This window comes from candidate division WOR-3 bacterium (assembly GCA_016926475.1).
Lineage (GTDB): Bacteria > SDB-A > SDB-A > SDB-A > SDB-A > JAFGIG01.
This window is the reverse complement of sequence record JAFGON010000077.1, coordinates 1-16,167: the sequence shown is the minus strand read 5'-3', so window position 1 is coordinate 16,167 and position 16,167 is coordinate 1. Positions and strand designations below refer to the sequence as shown.

Annotated in this window: 13 protein-coding genes; 2 read left to right on the top strand and 11 right to left on the bottom strand. The window is 42.0% G+C overall.

The annotated features are described in order from the left end of the window. Nucleotides 1-25 precede the first annotated feature (25 nt). The 10 genes from uvsE to JXA84_07940 form a co-directional block, all read right to left on the bottom strand. On the bottom strand, nt 26-913 hold the full coding sequence (gene uvsE / locus JXA84_07985) for a UV DNA damage repair endonuclease UvsE (protein ID MBN1151138.1): 888 nt from the start codon (nt 911-913) through the stop codon (nt 26-28). 271 nt (nt 914-1,184) lie between these two features. After that, complete coding sequence (locus JXA84_07980; GenBank protein ID MBN1151137.1) at nt 1,185-1,736, bottom strand: hypothetical protein; 552 nt, start codon at nt 1,734-1,736, stop codon at nt 1,185-1,187. Nucleotides 1,737-1,886: 150 nt separating this feature from the next. After that, nucleotides 1,887-4,343, bottom strand: coding sequence for a T9SS type A sorting domain-containing protein (locus JXA84_07975; GenBank protein MBN1151136.1), 2,457 nt, complete (start codon nt 4,341-4,343; stop codon nt 1,887-1,889). Nucleotides 4,344-4,359: 16 nt separating this feature from the next. Continuing rightward, on the bottom strand, nt 4,360-5,601 hold the full coding sequence (locus JXA84_07970) for a sodium ion-translocating decarboxylase subunit beta (protein MBN1151135.1): 1,242 nt from the start codon (nt 5,599-5,601) through the stop codon (nt 4,360-4,362). A gap of 230 nt (nt 5,602-5,831) precedes the next feature. After that, the gene (locus tag JXA84_07965) at nt 5,832-6,524 is read right to left on the bottom strand and encodes a class I SAM-dependent methyltransferase (GenBank protein ID MBN1151134.1); all 693 of its coding nucleotides are present in this window, start codon (nt 6,522-6,524) and stop codon (nt 5,832-5,834) included. A 21-nt stretch (nt 6,525-6,545) separates the two neighbouring features. Continuing rightward, nucleotides 6,546-6,995 carry a large conductance mechanosensitive channel protein MscL gene (gene mscL, locus JXA84_07960; protein MBN1151133.1) on the bottom strand — a complete coding sequence of 150 codons (450 nt, stop codon included), beginning with the start codon at nt 6,993-6,995 and terminating at the stop codon, nt 6,546-6,548. A 46-nt stretch (nt 6,996-7,041) separates the two neighbouring features. After that, nucleotides 7,042-7,605, bottom strand: coding sequence for a GNAT family N-acetyltransferase (locus JXA84_07955; protein MBN1151132.1), 564 nt, complete (start codon nt 7,603-7,605; stop codon nt 7,042-7,044). Beyond that, on the bottom strand, nt 7,606-8,472 hold the full coding sequence (locus tag JXA84_07950; GenBank protein MBN1151131.1) for a CAP domain-containing protein: 867 nt from the start codon (nt 8,470-8,472) through the stop codon (nt 7,606-7,608). A 4-nt stretch (nt 8,473-8,476) separates the two neighbouring features. Beyond that, complete coding sequence (locus tag JXA84_07945) at nt 8,477-9,001, bottom strand: hypothetical protein (protein MBN1151130.1); 525 nt, start codon at nt 8,999-9,001, stop codon at nt 8,477-8,479. Nucleotides 9,002-9,016: 15 nt separating this feature from the next. Further along, nucleotides 9,017-11,149, bottom strand: coding sequence for a patatin-like phospholipase family protein (locus tag JXA84_07940; GenBank protein MBN1151129.1), 2,133 nt, complete (start codon nt 11,147-11,149; stop codon nt 9,017-9,019). A gap of 143 nt (nt 11,150-11,292) precedes the next feature. Between JXA84_07940 and JXA84_07935 the strand changes: the two genes are divergently transcribed. Then, nucleotides 11,293-12,147, top strand: a complete 855-nt coding sequence (locus JXA84_07935) for a fumarate hydratase (protein ID MBN1151128.1) — start codon at nt 11,293-11,295, stop codon at nt 12,145-12,147. Then, a complete protein-coding gene (locus JXA84_07930; protein MBN1151127.1) occupies nt 12,111-12,674 on the top strand; it encodes a fumarate hydratase C-terminal domain-containing protein in 564 nt (187 codons plus the stop codon). Before JXA84_07935 ends, JXA84_07930 begins: the two co-directional genes overlap by 37 nt. Before the next feature lie 4 nt (nt 12,675-12,678). Here JXA84_07930 and JXA84_07925 read toward each other — a convergent pair. Then, the coding region (locus tag JXA84_07925; GenBank protein ID MBN1151126.1) for a tetratricopeptide repeat protein at nt 12,679-16,167 on the bottom strand (3,489 nt) is incomplete at its 5' end.

Here is a 16,167-nt window from a genome sequence, read left to right as displayed (position 1 = left end):
TTTAAGCAGATTGAGTTTTGTCATTTTATGCTCTCCTTTTTTCTTTTGCCAGCTTAAGGGCTTTTAAGGCGCTTTTTTCTTTGTCTTTTATCTCAAGCATCAGGTCAAAATCAAATCCTTTTGAGCTTTCAAGAAATTTCAAAAAATGAGCTCTGTCCAAACTCTCGGCGTGCGACCCTTTCCTCGCGCCTTTTTTTTGCGAGCTGTAATCCACCATTGGTGTCCCATCCTCAATACCCCATGTTATAGCTGAATTTTCAAGAGCCTTTTCCAAACCTTCTCCCATATTCAAGCACTCATGGTGGAATGTGTCAAAAAGAACTGGTACACCGGTTTTTTCATTTATCCATTGGCAATCTTGCAATGAATACAGCCTGTCGTCATTTTCAACTACAAGCCTTTTTCTGACACTTTCGGGAGGTTTTTGGTAATTTTCCACAAATCGCGACAAAGATTTTTGTTTCTCTCCATAAACACCCCCGACGTGGATTTGAATTTTCGCGGTATAATCCAGTTCCATGGAATCGAGTATGTCACTGTGGTATTGGAGCTCTTTGAAACTCTTTTTGACTATTTCTGGGTCTTTTGCGTTTATAAGGGTGAACTGGTCGGGGTGCATTGAAATTCTCATTTGGTTTTTCTTTATGAAATCTCCTATAGCCTTAAAACGGGTTTTAAAATGCACTTTCCAGTCAAAATCCATCACCGGATGTGAACCAAAAGGAATCAAACCCGAGTTTATCCTGAAAAAAAGCAGTCCATTTTCAGCGTTGAAACTCAGTGTCTTTTCCAGACAGGAAAGGTTCGACGAAATTTTCGACAAGAGAATCTCTTTTGAATAGTTTCTTATACGGAAAGTCGAGCCGGAAGAGCATTTCATTCCATTATTTATGCAGGGATAACCTATTTTCATATCAAATAAAGATAACTCAAATATTCAAAGGGTCAATAATAAAACATGAGTTTTCCACAATTTTATCAACACAAAAAAGTTGATATGCGGTCAATAAGCGATTGTTTCATAAATTTAAGTTGACAGCTATATGCTGCTAAAATACGTATGTTTATAAAGATCATTTTTTTGCGTGTCTCTATATCACCTAAACAGTTGAGTATATAAAGTCAAAAACATATTTAGTTATCAACAATCGTAAATTTTGCCTTTTGAAAAAAATAATAACATTTTATTCTGCATTTTTTAATGGGTTTACCTCTTCCAGATATTCCGCTCCGGCGAAAACAAAAACCAACCCTGCTAACTGAATCAAATGAAAAATCCCGTTGTGATCGAACGTCCAAAAAAAACGAAATGACAAGCTTCCAATAAACTGTATAGCCGCAGACACAATCGTCATAAAAACGCCGATAACCATTGGAGTCGCTCCCAAATTTTTATCTTTAAAAAAAACAAACAAGAATACAGATCCTGAGAACATCAGAGATGCGAATTGGTAAATTTTTATAATTATATCGCCCTTGCCTTGAAAAAAAGACACAAGGACTGCTGGAAGCGAGATTAAAAACGCAAAAAATACAGGGTTGAATTTACAAGTTCTCTTTATTAAATAGTAAAGCGACAAAAAAACAAACAAAGTGATGGAGGTAGTAATTAAAAGGCTTATTGCGAATTTCGCCATTAATACAAAATTCTCTGTCACTGCAATTCCATGAATCACAGCACCCAAAGAAGAGGCGGCAAACAAGAAAAAAAAGAAAAAAGACCAGGTAAAAGCCATTTCCCGCTTTTTAATTAAAAAAAACAGACAAAAAAAGGCTGTGAAAACCGCTAAAGCGATGTCCGTCAATGACGTCGTCTGCTCTGTCTGAATTTGGGTAAAAATGATGATAATTAAAGAGGAGGGAAAGGTTTCCCTCCTCTTCTCCTTCTATCTCGTCAGAACCATTTTACGTGAAACAGAACCTTCAGAAGTCGCCACCCTGACAAAATAGACTCCATCAGCGATGAGATTTCCAAAATCGTCCATTCCTGCCCACTTCACTGAATACGACCCAGCCGTCTTCATCTCATCAATCAATGTCACGACTTTCCTGCCGCTTATGTCGAACACGGACAATTCGATGTTTTGATCCGTCGGCAGAGAGAACAGTATATCAGTTTCTTGCCCAACCGGTCTGCTCAGATAAAAAGACAGATTAAAGGGAATTTCAGATCCGGGATTTTCTTCGACACCGGTGCAATGTATTCCGAGAATTTCTATGTCGTCGATGTTCCATCCGCAATATACCCAGCCTCCATCCGTCGTCCCCATGACCCACCTCAAGTAGACTTCATTCTGGTTGTCGGCATAATTTGAAATATCATAGGAATACTGTGTCCATGAATTATCCTCTGTATGCGAATCTGGATTGCTCCAGATAGTCATCCAGTCGCCGTTTGCGATTTTGATCTGCAATGAAGCGTGGTCATAACTCGACGCTTCAACGCCCAGCCATCTGTAAAACTTCAACTCCGTGTTGTAAAGACCTGAAAGGTCTATGGCATCTGTCGTCAGGTACTTTTCAGATAAATTGTTTGCGTAATCTCCGTTGAGATTGTATCCGAAGACGTTTGAGCCGGTGTTACCCGAAGTCGGATCTGGATTGCCGTGCTGTCCGCCTTGTCCAGTGGGGATTCCAAACGCCCACTGAGGATCGCAGGACCATCCGGGATTTGTGTCGAGGCTCCAGAAATATACGGTCTGGTTTGAACCCACCAGAAGAATTATATCCCTTTCGGTCGTCCCGAGCTGGTTTGTCGTGTTTTGAAACTGCACGGTAGCCCTGTAGGCTCCCAAGCCGAGAGAATTGGCATTTGAGTTTATAGAAAATGTTATGTCAACCGTGTCGGAACCCGACAATGAACCCGTCAAAGGGCCGGAAAGCGTCAGCCACGGCGCTGAGTTGACGAGAGAAACCGAGTAGTTGACCTGGTCAGAGCCGCTATAAGTAATTTCGTATTCGAATTGATCGGGAGTAAAAGGGCCTCCCGGCAGACCTTGGGATCTTCCGTCTTCTTGGGGCGACACTTTAAGACCGACGTTGACCGCACAGGCTTTTATGCAGAAATTTCCCGTCTGTGGGTAGGGATTTCCGGACCAGTTGTATAAATCATTCCACACCGATCCATCCTTGTAATAACTCTCTCCGGGGTGCGCCGTAGATTGGACAATTGTCCTGTAGACCGCTCCGAGAAGCACAGGGACGTCTGAAGTCCTGTCGTAAGGCTGTCCGCCTTCGGATAAGTAAAGGTATAAGTAAAAAGTATCTCCCTCGTTGAATGAAGGGGCAGAATCAAAATCCACGGTGTAAAAACCTTTCCTTTCGCAAACGCCCGTTTCTTCATCCAGGAGCTGGGTTAATTGTGAACCGTCAAATCCGCCGTAGATTCTGACCGTGTATTGAGCGCTGTCCTGAGCGGCGAAAAAACTCGCGGATTGAATCATCTGATCCCCTTTGGCGACAAACACGTTGAAAGCCTCGGAGCAGTCCGTTTTAGTGTCTCTCCAGCCGTGGTAATCATGGTAATAAATAGTATCATATCTCATGGCTTCCACCTGCTGAAAGGACACCGCTCCCATTTGCGGCTCCTGACAGCTGTATTTATCGTAATAAGAAATCCAGAAATAGCCGCTGTTTCCCCAGCTTGTCCCCCAGCTGTTTTTAACAAGCCAAGCGCCGGGAAGGGGAGCCTGGGTTACGAGATTGTCGTCCCAGCCTATTATCGCGACGGCGTGGTTTGGAAGTTCCGTGCTGGACGGGGGCTGATAGTGGATGTAGTTGGAGATGTAAGAGGAGTTGTAGCACATGCAAGTTCCCAAAACTCCGTAGGTCATGACAGCTTCTTTTATCGCGTCAATGTTTGAAAGGTCTGCTTCGGCCGTAAGCCACCAGACCTGCCTTGGATAGTAATACCTGTAAGAAGAAAGTCTTCTCGCCGGTGCGACCGAGAACGACTGGCCGTCTATGTCTCTCACAGCTCCTTCTCCTCTGCTCAGATAGGCTGTGGTCACCATATAGTCTCCGCCCTCGTGAACTACCAGTCCGCTTCCATTTGGCGGGTTGAGGTCGTCGTTGTTCCATTCGTTGAAACCATTCCACCAGTCCAGATGATATTCGGCGAGGTTTGGTTCACCAGTGTCTCCCGCCACCGTCCATGCGCCTGTCATCAGAAGATTTCCTTCTATTGATGCCATCGCTCCGTGCGTCCAGCATGTTCCTCCCTGCTGGTCTTTCACGGAAGTGACATAATTTACCCCTCCGACATTTCTCAAATCATACGTCGCGGGGGGGTCCGCGTGAATCGCGGATATCGCTAAAAGCATTAGAAGAGTCAGACCTCGCATAATCAACTCCTTTGCATTATTGTGTATTCTTCTGTCTAAACAAAAACCTTGTAAGATAAATAACCAAACTGACTATTATCATTATGAAAAACACCCTTCCCATTCCTACAGAGAGTATTTTCAAAGCTATCGGAAAAACTGATCCGGTAAAATCAGCGCCCGGAGCGTATTTGACGACGAGATCTATCAAAACGCCTCCTGCTATAACCGAGGCGAGCTGTCCCGATACATTTGCCGACGCCGCGTGCATAAGCAAGTAATTTGTCCTGTCGGCTTCCTGTCCAATCTGGTGAACAAGTCTCGCGGACATGGGGAATGAAGACAATCCCGCCGCTCCTATTAGCGGGTTTATTCTAACTTTGAACAACAGCATCAATTTTCCGAGCAAAACTCCGAAAGCTGTCGAAAAAGCGAAAGCAAATAAACCGAGGAAGAATATTATGAGTGTGTCGAATTTTAGAAAAGACTGTGCGGTCATAGAAGATCCTACAGCGATGCCTAAAAACAATGTGACGAGACCTGAAAGGTAATCTTTTGATGCCTTCGCGAGCATGTCTGTGACCCCTGAAGTATTGAGAATATTCCCGAACATTAAAAATCCAATCAGGGGAACACTCATAGGGCAAAAAACGCCTGAAACTAAAAGTATGAGATAAGGGAAGAGCTTTTCGAGAGTTTTACCCACCACATAAGTGCTGACCGGCATTTTGACGGAGCGTTCTCCTCTTGTCGTCAGGGCTTTCATAATTGGAGGCTGTATGAGCGGGACCAAAGCCATGTACGAATATGCAGCGAGAGTTATCAGTCCAAGCAGTTCCGGGGCGAGTTTAGAGGACACGAAAATCGAAGTCGGACCGTCGGCACTGCCGATTATGCCGATTGAAGCCGCCTGTTGAATGTTGTATCCGAGGAGGACTGCCATCGTCATCGTCGCGAAAATCCCTATCTGCCCTGAAACCCCGAAAACAACAAGCCAGGGTCTTTGGACAAGGGGCTTGAAGTCCATCATCGCTCCTATTGAAATGAATATGAGAAGCGGGAATATGTCGTTTTTTACGCCCTTCTCAAACATGAGCGCCAGGATCGAATCTTCAGCTCTCAGAGGGGATACCGGTAGGTTGACGAGAATTATACCTATGCCGATGGGCAGGAGCAAAAGGGGTTCGTAATTTTTTTTAACGCTTACCCAGATCAGGAAAAATCCGATTAACATCATTACCGCTTCTTTATAACCTGGAATGAAAATCAAACTATCCATTTTTCCTCTCTGTTTTCTTTACCCAAATAAAATCATGCAAAAGGGTTGACTCAGTTTTGTATCACATCACTGTAATTGTTTATATTGCTGGGGTCGGATCATAGATTTCTGACATAATACAAACCCTTCTCGTCCGGTTTTTTCAAAAAAACATCCCTTTTCATATTCAGGCATTTTATCATCTTTTTTACGAATTTTTCAATTTTTAAGCAAAAAAAACTCAGGAATAATTATTTTCTCTTGTCAAAGACACTGCCTTTTTTGTCGGCTTGAATGATCAAAAAGTCGTCATCAGAAAAACATTTTCCAAAAAATCTTTTTTTTAACTTTTCGAATTCAAAAGTCCAGAATTCCCTGCGCCCGCTTTTTTCGGCGAATTTATCGAAACCCCTGAATATTTCCTCAAAACTTATTTCAGCGTCGTTTTTTTCAACTCTTTTTAGATATTTTATCTTATTTTTGTCAAAATAAATCTCAAATTCAACTGGAGATATATATCTGTAATGTTCGTATCCGGCTTCTTTTTGAAGTTTTAGAAAAAATTCCATCGCGTCGTAAGCGTTTGATTTTTCTTCGGTCCTCCTGTCTTCAAAAGGTTCTTCAACGAGGACTTTTTCCTTTGAAATCCTGAAAAATTCGTCGAATAAATCCTTCCATCTTTTCTCATGGTGGAGTACCGCTCTCGCGTAAACCAAATCGAATTCGTCATCCCTGAAAGGCATCGAAATACCGTTGAAACATACATAACTTATCTTCGTTCCTTGAGGTTTTCCTTTAAAAAACCTTTTCTCCCTGTCCCCAGCCAACAATAATTCATAAACCGGTTGTATGCTCTCAGTGAATCTACCCTCTCCGCACCCGACATCCAATATTTTTTTTGTTTTGTTTGTTTCAATAAAATTTCTGATGCCTTCAACTATCAAAATTAAACCGACGCCTTGCTTTCAGCTTTTTATCTCAGATGTGCAGTATGGACAACGAGTCGCCTTTACTGGTATTTGCGAGAAGCAGAAAGGGCATTCTTTTGCATTTGTCTCGGCAACTGTTTTTTCCTGTCTTTTCAGCCTGTTGATGTTTTTCACAAGGATGAAAACAACAAAAGACACTATGAGAAACCTTATCAAGATGTTTACAAAGTTTCCGTAGTTTATCGTCACCGCGCCTGCGGTCTGAGCGTTTGCGAGAGATGAATAGGGACCTGCGGGATTTCCGTTCTGAAGAAGAATAAAGAGGTTAGAGAAATCGACTTTTCCTATCAGAAGTCCGAGCGGCGGCATTATGATGTCCGCTACAATGGACTGGACAATCGCGCCGAACGCCGCGCCAATTATGATACCCACCGCCATATCAATGGCGTTGCCTTTAACCGCGAACTCCTTTAACTCTTTAAGCATTTTCCCCCCCCTTTTGGATCTTTAAAATTCAGGTTTTTAAACCTGCTCAATTATTTATGTATTTTGCCGACAGGTTTTCTGTAAACTCTCCAGCGAGAATGTCCATCATGATTTCATCGTATTTCCCGCCTGCGACAATACTTGCTTCCCTTCTTGAGCCGATAGTTTTAAAACCGCACTTTTCGTAGCACTTTATGGCTCTCTTATTGAACTCTTTCACGACAAGCATCACGCTGTTCAGGTTTAGCGCGTTAAAACCATAGTCGAGAAGGAGGTTTACAGCTTCGGTTCCGAAGCCTCTATTCCAGAAATTTTTATCGCCTATGAAAATACCAAGAACCGCTTTTCTGTTTATGAAATCGATGTTGTGAAGTCCGCAGTTACCTATGAGTTTGTTGCTGTTGTTTTCAACAATAGCGAAAACTGAATTTTCTTTAGAGAGTTTTTCCAGAGCTTCTCTCTCTTTGATCAGCGAAAATACCTGCGAAAAACAATCGAGGTTTATAGAAATTTCCGGATCGTTGATCCATTGCGCGTACTGTTCGCAGTCGTCTATATCGACGGGCGACAGATACACTTTTTTCCCGATGATTTTTTTAAAATATTTCATTTATTCCGCCAACTTAACAAGCGCCAAAATACAGACATAGTGTCCTCCATCGTCCGAAATTACCGTCAAGCCAGCCAGGTCGAAATCATCCGCCATCAAGGTTTTGTATTCAGAGTTACTTGACCAGTCACCGAATATTTCTTCATGAGGAATCAAAAAACCTGAATTCGACGTGATTATCACTCCGATCCTTTCCGTATCGAAATACTTCTGGATCTTTTCGTTCAGTTCAGAGAGCAGTTCTCCCTTTTCAGAGAGGTTTGCGGAAAAGCTGTTAGCCGTAATTTCAACCAGTGAATCTATTGTCTGGTCCCAGGGTAATCCCCCGGATCCTAAACCTCTTCTGTATTCGTCGATCATTTCTGCCAGATACCCTTCCACTTCCTCCTGAGAATAACCAGACGAAAAGGTTGTATCTTCGAGCCTGACAAATATCTGCGTAAAATAGTACTTGCCATCGGGTGCCATGGAAACTCCGACGCCCGTTATGTCCCAGTCGCCAGACATGTTCTTTTCATGCGGAGGACTGCCTATCCATCCCGCAACCGCCGTAGAGCAGGGATCCGGAGTATTTAAGTTGCTTGCTACATTTTCAGCGGCTGAACTCAAGACAACTACAGCCGAAATCTTCTCCACCCTGTCTTTAAATCCTTCATGGGTCAGACCTCTGTCTGAAGCCGACATGAATCTGCTGTGTTCCCTGCACTGTTGAGCCACTGTTTCATCGAATTGCAGTTCCATAAGTCCATGAGCGACTCTGTATTCATTAACCAAATCCAGAGTTCTTTTCTCGAGGTCGTAAAGGAAGTTTTGCGAGTTCAATCTGCTAACGAACACAAAAAACAAAAGCGAAGCGTAAGATTTCATCGAATCAATCGCTGTGGATTATCTTAAACGCTTTGTAAAGATCTTTGGCTTCTTCGATAATGGCTTGAGCGGTTTCTGTCTGAGACCTGTCGGGTGAATTGAAAACTTCTCCATTTTGTATGACTCTTATGAGTTCCCACCCTGAAAAATAGAACCTCGTTTCTTCATCCTGATTCTCTCCATATCCGCCTTTTCTGTAAAAGAATATCAATTGCCCCTTGTCGTTGAAAAGCATCTCCGAATACTCTTCAAAAGCTGAAATTGTCTTTCTGCAATGAACTTTGACCAGGTGATAAAAGTCATCCAATTCAGGGTTGCATTCCCAATACAAGAATACTTTTTTTTCATATATACCCGAACCAGGGAAAGGTATTCCCGAAGAATTAATCTTCATTTCGGTTACATAAAGTTCTTGGTTGTTTATCATTTCGTTGGCTTTGTTGTACGCCTCTCTTATCTCTTCGATAGTCTCGGCGTGGATTTGGGAAATCAGCAAAAACGCAAGTACGACAAAAAATATTCTTTTCAATTTGCCTCCTTTTTTCTAGAAATTATAACCGATATTCAAGTAAAAATTTATGTTTTCGACATTCCTTCCAGCAGCTGATATATAAAGAGGACCGATGGGCGTTTCGCTGCCTAAAGTTAAACCCGCTCCGTAATGAATGTTCTCATTCTCGAGCAATTCATCGATTTCCCCGGCGATTTTCCCGCCGTTGAATTGAAACTCCAAATACCTGTTTTCAAGGGGTTCGATTCTCAAGCCAGTTCTGAAAGCCGCCATTTGCCTTCCGGATAATTCCATGTTCTCGTAACCCAGAAAAGTGTTCATGCAGTCAGTCGGCGTGTGACCGCCCATGTAGAATCTGTTCTGAACGGACAGAGATTCTGCTTCCGAAATACCGCCCCAAGCCCCGAAAAAAAGGGCTGTTTTATCAGTAACAGGTACAAATACAGACATATCTCCGGTCAACTTAAGGTAATTATCCTTTGACCCGAAATTCTTGTCTCCCACAGTCACCTCCAAAATTGTTTTAATCCCAGATCCGGTGAAGTAGATTCTGTCTAAATTATCGCTTTCGAGTCTTGCAGTATAAACCACCCCGTTGTATTCGCTGTCTCTGAAGTTTACGGGAGCGACATCTGGTTTCAGAGCTGAATAATCCAGTTTCGCTCCAAAAGTGAAATTGACGTTGTTGAGCAGAGTCAGCCCAAATGTTGCGGACCCGTAAACCGATTTAAAGTCAAGCCTGGCGAATCTTGATCCTCCTTCATATAGATAGAAATATTTCTGATCGAGACCCGCCCCCAAAACAATCCCTATTTTATTCCTGACGTAACCCAAAGAAGCGTAAAGATAATATTTGATACCGAAGGAATAATTTTCCCCGAGTTTCAGGTCGGCGGTAAACTTAGAATTTCTCAACAAATAATTCCTCAGAGTGATATTGAGAAGCAACTGAGTGTTAGTATAAGAATTGTATCTCAAACCGAGATTGATCCTGTCTCCCCTGTTCTCTTCTACTATTATGATCAAAATGTATGCGTCATCGGCTTCTTTTAGCCTGTAATTGACTTTTTTGAAAAACAATGTGTTGTAGACATCTTCAACGCCTTCTCTTATCTTATCGTCGTCAAGCCAGCAGGGGCAATCAAATCCGAAAGAGGAGACGACAAAAGTTCTTGAAACTTCCTTCAAGCCTATTACGTAAATATCTTTCACGAAAACGGAGTCCGGTGTGTATTGGGTAAACCTCTGATTTTCTCGCGCTGACATATTCAGGCTGTCAGCGAGAAAAACTAATGTTTCGAAGCATTTTTCCGCGCTTATTTCTCCGAGTTTTATGAAAGTGTCGGGGTTTGAAAAATCATAACTGGAAAAATTTTCCAGTTCCGGAGTTATGAGGAAATCACACATTGCTCTCTGTTCAAGGTTCTCCCTTGTATTGCTGAATCCTATTACTTGATTTATTATGTCTACGGCCGAGTGAAATTCAGAATATTTTTTCGTCGGGGTTCCCACATCTACACCTATTACGAAATCCGCTCCGAGTTTTTTGACGTCTTGCACCGGAAAATTTCTTATTGTCCCACCGTCTACCAAAAGCCTTCTGTCCAAAACCACAGGGGTGAATATTGTCGGTATCGACATGCTCGCTCTCATGGATTCATATAGACTGCCTTCGCTCAAGACGACCGCTTCGGATTTCTCAACGTCGGCGGCGACACAGATAAATGGAGTCGGCAATTTGGAAAAATCTTCAACCGTAGAAGTTCTCCACGTCAAATAAGACAGCAATTCTTCGATTCTCTGTCCCTCGATAAGTCCCATGGGAAGTATCGGTTTAAACCCTTCGAAATCCAACCCTCCAATGTACCTTTCTGAATTCAGCCTTTCGTCCAAAGGAAGATCACGCCTCTTTACCCCGTCATCGAATACTTCCCCCCAATTCACTTCTGTTGCCATTTCTTCGAGTTCACAGGGGGTGTACCCCGAAGCGTAGAGACCGCCGACTATTGATCCCATGCTCGTCCCGCTTATGCAGTCAAAACGGAATCCAGCCCTTTCAAGAACTTGGAGAACACCTATGTGGGCAAAGCCTCTCGCGCCGCCTCCGCTGAGGACAAGTCCGACCCTGACGCTGGAAAAAGAGGAATCCTGAACAAAACTAATCAAGTAAAATAAACATACACATGAAAACATCATCTAAAAATTATACATAAACTGTTCCTTTTAATCCAATAAACTCTTACAATAAAGAAGCCTTTATAAGCTGTCCGGAGAGAAATCTTATGTTTATTTGAATTGAATGAGTTGAAATGACGAAAATGAGAGCCATAGAAAAAGGAACCATAGAAAAATCCGTGCTTTCTCTGTGTGAAAAGGCTTCCTGTTCTTTGGACGAAAGCGTGAAGGATTTTTACAGGGAGTATTTACTTCGTTCTGGCGACTTCAGAGGATCAGAGGTAATCGGTCTGATACTCGAGAACTCTGCGGCGGCAGAAAATGAAAACAGGCCGGTCTGCCAGGACACAGGGATAGTCTGCGTCTTTGCCAGTGTAGGATCGAATTTAGACATTTCCAAAATTGATTTAGCCCTGGAGATAAATTCCGGTGTAAAAAAAGCCGGCGAGAAAGGTGTAATTAGAAATTCAATGGTGTCCGACGTTTTCCCGGACGAAAATTCTTCGAGGTCAGCGTCTCCGGCATCTGTTTATTTTGAAACAAATCCAGGCGATAAATTGGAGCTCACACTAATGCTCAGGGGAGGAGGCGCTGAAAATTCCGGAAGATCCGGAATTTTTTTGCCTAACGCCAGCAAAGAAGAAATTTACCGTTTCGTAGAAAAAACAACAATCGAAAACTCCATTAATTCCTGCCCTCCTGTCATCATAGGAATAGGAATGGGCGGAACCTGCGATCGGGCTTCTTTTCTATCCTTAAAAGCTCTCACGAGAGATATCGGACAACGCAGCGTCAATGAGAAGATAGCCGAGATTGAAACCGCGTGGCTCAGTCGAATAAACTCGCTTGGAATTGGACCCGCTGGTTTCGGAGGAAGCCTCACGGCGGTCGAACTTTTCATAGAAACATTCCCCCGCCATATTTCCTCCTTTCCGGTATCTGTCTCCTTTCAATGTTGCGCGGCGAGAAAGGCAAAGACGACAATATGATTTTTGACAAAGAAATAACAATTCCCGTCCAAGACAAAAAATCCATAGAGAACTTGAGGGCTGGAAACAAAATTTTAGTCAGCGGTAAAATTTACGCGGCAAGAGACTCCACTTTGTCCGAGATCTCAGACCTCGTAGAAAAAGGCAATATTCTGCCTTTTAAAAATTCCGCAGTATTTCTAAGTTCCGTATCAACCATTGACCAAATCCAGGGCAAATACGCAGTCGGTCCGACCTCCTCATATCGAATGGAGGCTCACATACTTAAATTGATACATTCTGGGCTATCCCTGCTGATAGGTAAAGGTACGATTTCAGAAAACCTTTTATCGGAAATGAGAAACAAATCTTGCGTCTATTTGGGTTTTCCCGGAGGTCTTTCAGCGCTGCTTTCAAAAACTGTAAAAGAAGTCAAAGTTCTTTCCCATGAGCATCTAGCGAATGAAGCGCTCTTCGAACTGACGGTCTGTGAAATGCCTTTAATCGTCTTTTCAGATCTTTTGGGCGGTTATATTTATCGTCATTAAAACTTTAAAAATCAATCCCTTTTAATTTCTTTCTTAAACTCTCGGCGTACAGTCTGCATTCCTCGTTTTTCGTCTTTTTGTATTCGGACAGGAAAGATTTCAGAGCTTTCCGGCCGTATTTCAAAGTAGTTTTTAAATCCGAAAGCCCTCTTTCTTCCGCTGTTAAAATGGAGATGTAGTAATTAGCTTTAGCTCTTATAATTTTCTCTTTGGAAGCTTCCGGTATTTTCAAGAGCTCCGCATAGAGAGAAGATTTTTCATCGTCGTCGCGGGAATTTTTTATCCTGCAAAAAAAGTCGATGATTTTCGCCTGTGGGATCAAAGTCGAAATTTTGTATTTCTCAGAATCCTCAAGAGCCTTACCCAGGGATTTTTGAGCTTTTTTAAAATTACCCCGGTCTAAATATAGGTAGGCCAGCGAAACCCTGAAAAATGTCGAGTAGTACTTGACTTTCATCTTTTCGAGTTTTCCTATCGCTCTTTTGTAAAGTTCTACGGCTTTTTCGGCATCTCCTCTTCTGAGCTCCAAACCAGCTTTCATCGCCAATCCAACCGCGTAACTTCTTTTATCTGAGGCTTTTAAAGCGTAATCGAAAAAATCATTCAAGGCTTCTTGCGCTTGTTCGTACCTACCAAGAGATATGCAAGCCGAAGCTATGTTGATTTTCGGAAATTTGGCGCCCAAATAATCGCCCATCTCACTTGATATCTTTATCTGATCTTCGTAACTCTCTATCGCCTTTTCATATTGACTCAAGGCGACATATACTCCCGCTATATTTCCCAATGTTTTAGCTTCAAGGTTTTTGTATCCGATTTTCTTAGATGTTTTCATCACTCTTGCATAGATTCTTTTTTCCATCTTGTGATCTCCGAGATCGCTGTAGATTATCCCGAGATTACCCAACCCCTTGATTTTTTCGTAGACATCTCCGAATTTTTCAGCTATTACAATCTGCTTTAAAACGTATTTTTTCGCCTTCTCGTAATCTCCCAAATAGTAGTAAAGCAGACCTATACTGCCGTAGACGCTGATCAACTTTTTGCTGTTTTTACCCCCTCTGTAAAGAGTCAAAGAGGATTTATACAATTTAATTGCCTTTAAATATTCACCTCGGTCCATGAAATAATCGCCGAGATTTTTTTCCGTTATGGCTCTCAATTTCTTGGACTTCATCTTTTCCGCCGTTTGTCCGGCTTTTACCAGATAATATTTCGATTTGTCTGATTGACCGGTGCTGTTAAAAGAAGATCCCAGCTGTATCAATACATCCACTTTTATTGTCTTGTCAGCCAACAGATCTGCCGTTTTAAGGGCTTTTAAACTTGACGAAATGGATTCTTTCATTTTACCGGAGAGCCATGTTGCCTTAGCTTTCTCCTTCAAAAACAAAGCTTTCTGCTCTAATAATTTCATGTCTTTTCCATTTTGCCCAATTTTCTTTTCTGTTAACTCTACGAGCCGGGTGTAAAAATGTTCCGAGTCTTTAATCCTAAAACTGATTTTTGAATTTTCGGCGGCAAGTTTCAAATACTTGATGGCTTTTTCTTCGTCCCCGGCTTTTTCGAAGTGATAAGACAGTTCTCCATAATATTTTTTGATGTAATTCGCGTTTATCTTTTCTATGGCGTTTCCCGCTTTCAAGTGGAGCAGCCTTAGATCTTTTTTCAACTGCATCTCGCTGGCAGTCTGTCTGATCAGAGTATTTGTGAATGCGTACTTGTCCTTGGAAATGCTCGTCCAAAGCCTTTGGGTTTCGCCTTCTTTCAACGTATCCGAAACATCTTTTTCTCCTAAAATTTCACAAAGAATCTTTTTTGAGAATTCATCGCCGAGAACCGCGGCTGTCTTCACTGTTTTTTTTAAATTTGAAGAAAATCCGTCTATTCTCGATATTATCAAATTTTCGATGTCGGAAGGAACTTCAAAATCAAGGGCTGTTTCGTCGAAATTTTCCGGTTTAACTCTATTTTCCGTCATGTAAATAGATATAGCTTCGGCAAAGAGTGGATTGCCATTGCTTTTCTCCATCACAAATTCGAGAAACGAACTGCTCATTTTTTCTTGGGGAAACCAGCATTTTAAAAATTCGGAAGTTTCAGCAAAATCCATGTTTTTAAGTTTTATCCCGATGTTCATATGATTGGAGCTCAAAATTTCCTCCGGAATTCTCGTGTTTGAAGGCCTTTTTTCTATTATCACCGCTATGGGATATTCATCTGTGCCGGAGTAAAGTCTTTTCAATAAAACCAAGCTGTCACTATCTATCCATTGTCCGTTGTCAATTTCTATTACAACAGGTTTTATGAGGGAAGAGGCTTTGATTAATTCCTTGATTGAAGACAAAATCATTTCAAACCTGTCCTCTTCGGGAATCCCTTCGATAATCATATTTTTGGTCAGAATTCCGGTTAAACCGGCTATTATACTTTTTTTGTTCTTTAAATTTTCCCTCAATCCATCATCGGGAACCTTTTCAAGGAACCTGTTGTACTTTTCATCAAACGATTTTCGTAGGTTTTTACTTTCATCCGCATCCATCAAGCCCAGTATTTCCGGGATGAGCTTTCTGATTGGACCCAAACTTTTTCTGAATACCTCGTCGCAAGGCGTGTAAAACCAGTCGAATTTTTGGGTAAAGGCGTTTTTTATTTCACTCGCCAGTCTTGTCTTACCTACGCCTGTTTCACCCTCAATTAAGACAAATCCGGGTTTTTTCCTGTTTTCAAACAGCGTTAAAAATTCCGAAAATTCTTTTAATTCTTCTTTTCTTCCAACGTAGGGATTCATGTAATGGTCAAAAATCTTTTCCTCGTAGGCTTCTAATTTGAATGTTTTTACGACTTGGGTTTTGCCTCTGTACAATACATCGCCCATCTCAGAAAAGTCGAAACCCCTCGTTTTTAAAAGAGAACTATCCACAAAAGCTTCTCCCCAGGGTGAAATTCCAAGCATCCTTGAGGCCAGGTTCACAGAATCCCCAAGGCATGTAAACTCTTTCCTTTTGGAACCACCTATAAAACCGCAATAACAAATCCCTTTAGCAGAACCGAATTTTATCTTTTTATCGAAACGTTCACGTACTTGCAAAATGAAATCTAACGCCCTAAAGTCCCTGTTTTCGTGCGATACAGGAGCGCCGAAAAATACCAGAACGACGGGCGTCAAACCGCCGAAATCCACGTGGGGTCGGGAAAACCCAAATTCATTTTTCATAGAAAGAATGAAAGAAACAAGCTCGTCGATTTCACATTCTCTCTTGCAGTTCAAAAAGACAGATGTCACCTCTCTAAATTCAGGGTTGAGAAATTTCAATTCGTTCGGATCGACAAAGCTCATAACTAACTCTCTTGAAAACGAGGTTTTTTTCTCAGTGATTATTTTTTCAAAGTCGGTTGCCGCTCCTTCCGAAACCATATAAAAACCCTCTTTTAATGGCTTCAGTGGGCAGATATTTTCACCCAGCTTTTCAAAAAAAGATTTTTTCGCGCA

Bases quoted from the DNA above. Each gene is read 5' to 3' on its own strand.
- JXA84_07950 (MBN1151131.1), bottom strand. From the start codon at position 8,472: ATGAAATCTTACGCTTCGCTTTTGTTTTTTGTGTTCGTTAGCAGATTG.
- JXA84_07955 (MBN1151132.1), bottom strand. From the start codon at position 7,605: ATGAAATATTTTAAAAAAATCATCGGGAAAAAAGTGTATCTGTCGCCC.
- JXA84_07970 (MBN1151135.1), bottom strand. From the start codon at position 5,601: ATGGATAGTTTGATTTTCATTCCAGGTTATAAAGAAGCGGTAATGATG.
- JXA84_07980 (MBN1151137.1), bottom strand. From the start codon at position 1,736: ATGGCTTTTACCTGGTCTTTTTTCTTTTTTTTCTTGTTTGCCGCCTCT.
- mscL (MBN1151133.1), bottom strand. From the start codon at position 6,995: ATGCTTAAAGAGTTAAAGGAGTTCGCGGTTAAAGGCAACGCCATTGAT.
- uvsE (MBN1151138.1), bottom strand. From the start codon at position 913: ATGAAAATAGGTTATCCCTGCATAAATAATGGAATGAAATGCTCTTCC.
- JXA84_07930 (MBN1151127.1), top strand. From the start codon at position 12,111: ATGTTGCGCGGCGAGAAAGGCAAAGACGACAATATGATTTTTGACAAA.
- JXA84_07975 (MBN1151136.1), bottom strand. From the start codon at position 4,343: ATGCGAGGTCTGACTCTTCTAATGCTTTTAGCGATATCCGCGATTCAC.
- JXA84_07935 (MBN1151128.1), top strand. From the start codon at position 11,293: ATGACGAAAATGAGAGCCATAGAAAAAGGAACCATAGAAAAATCCGTG.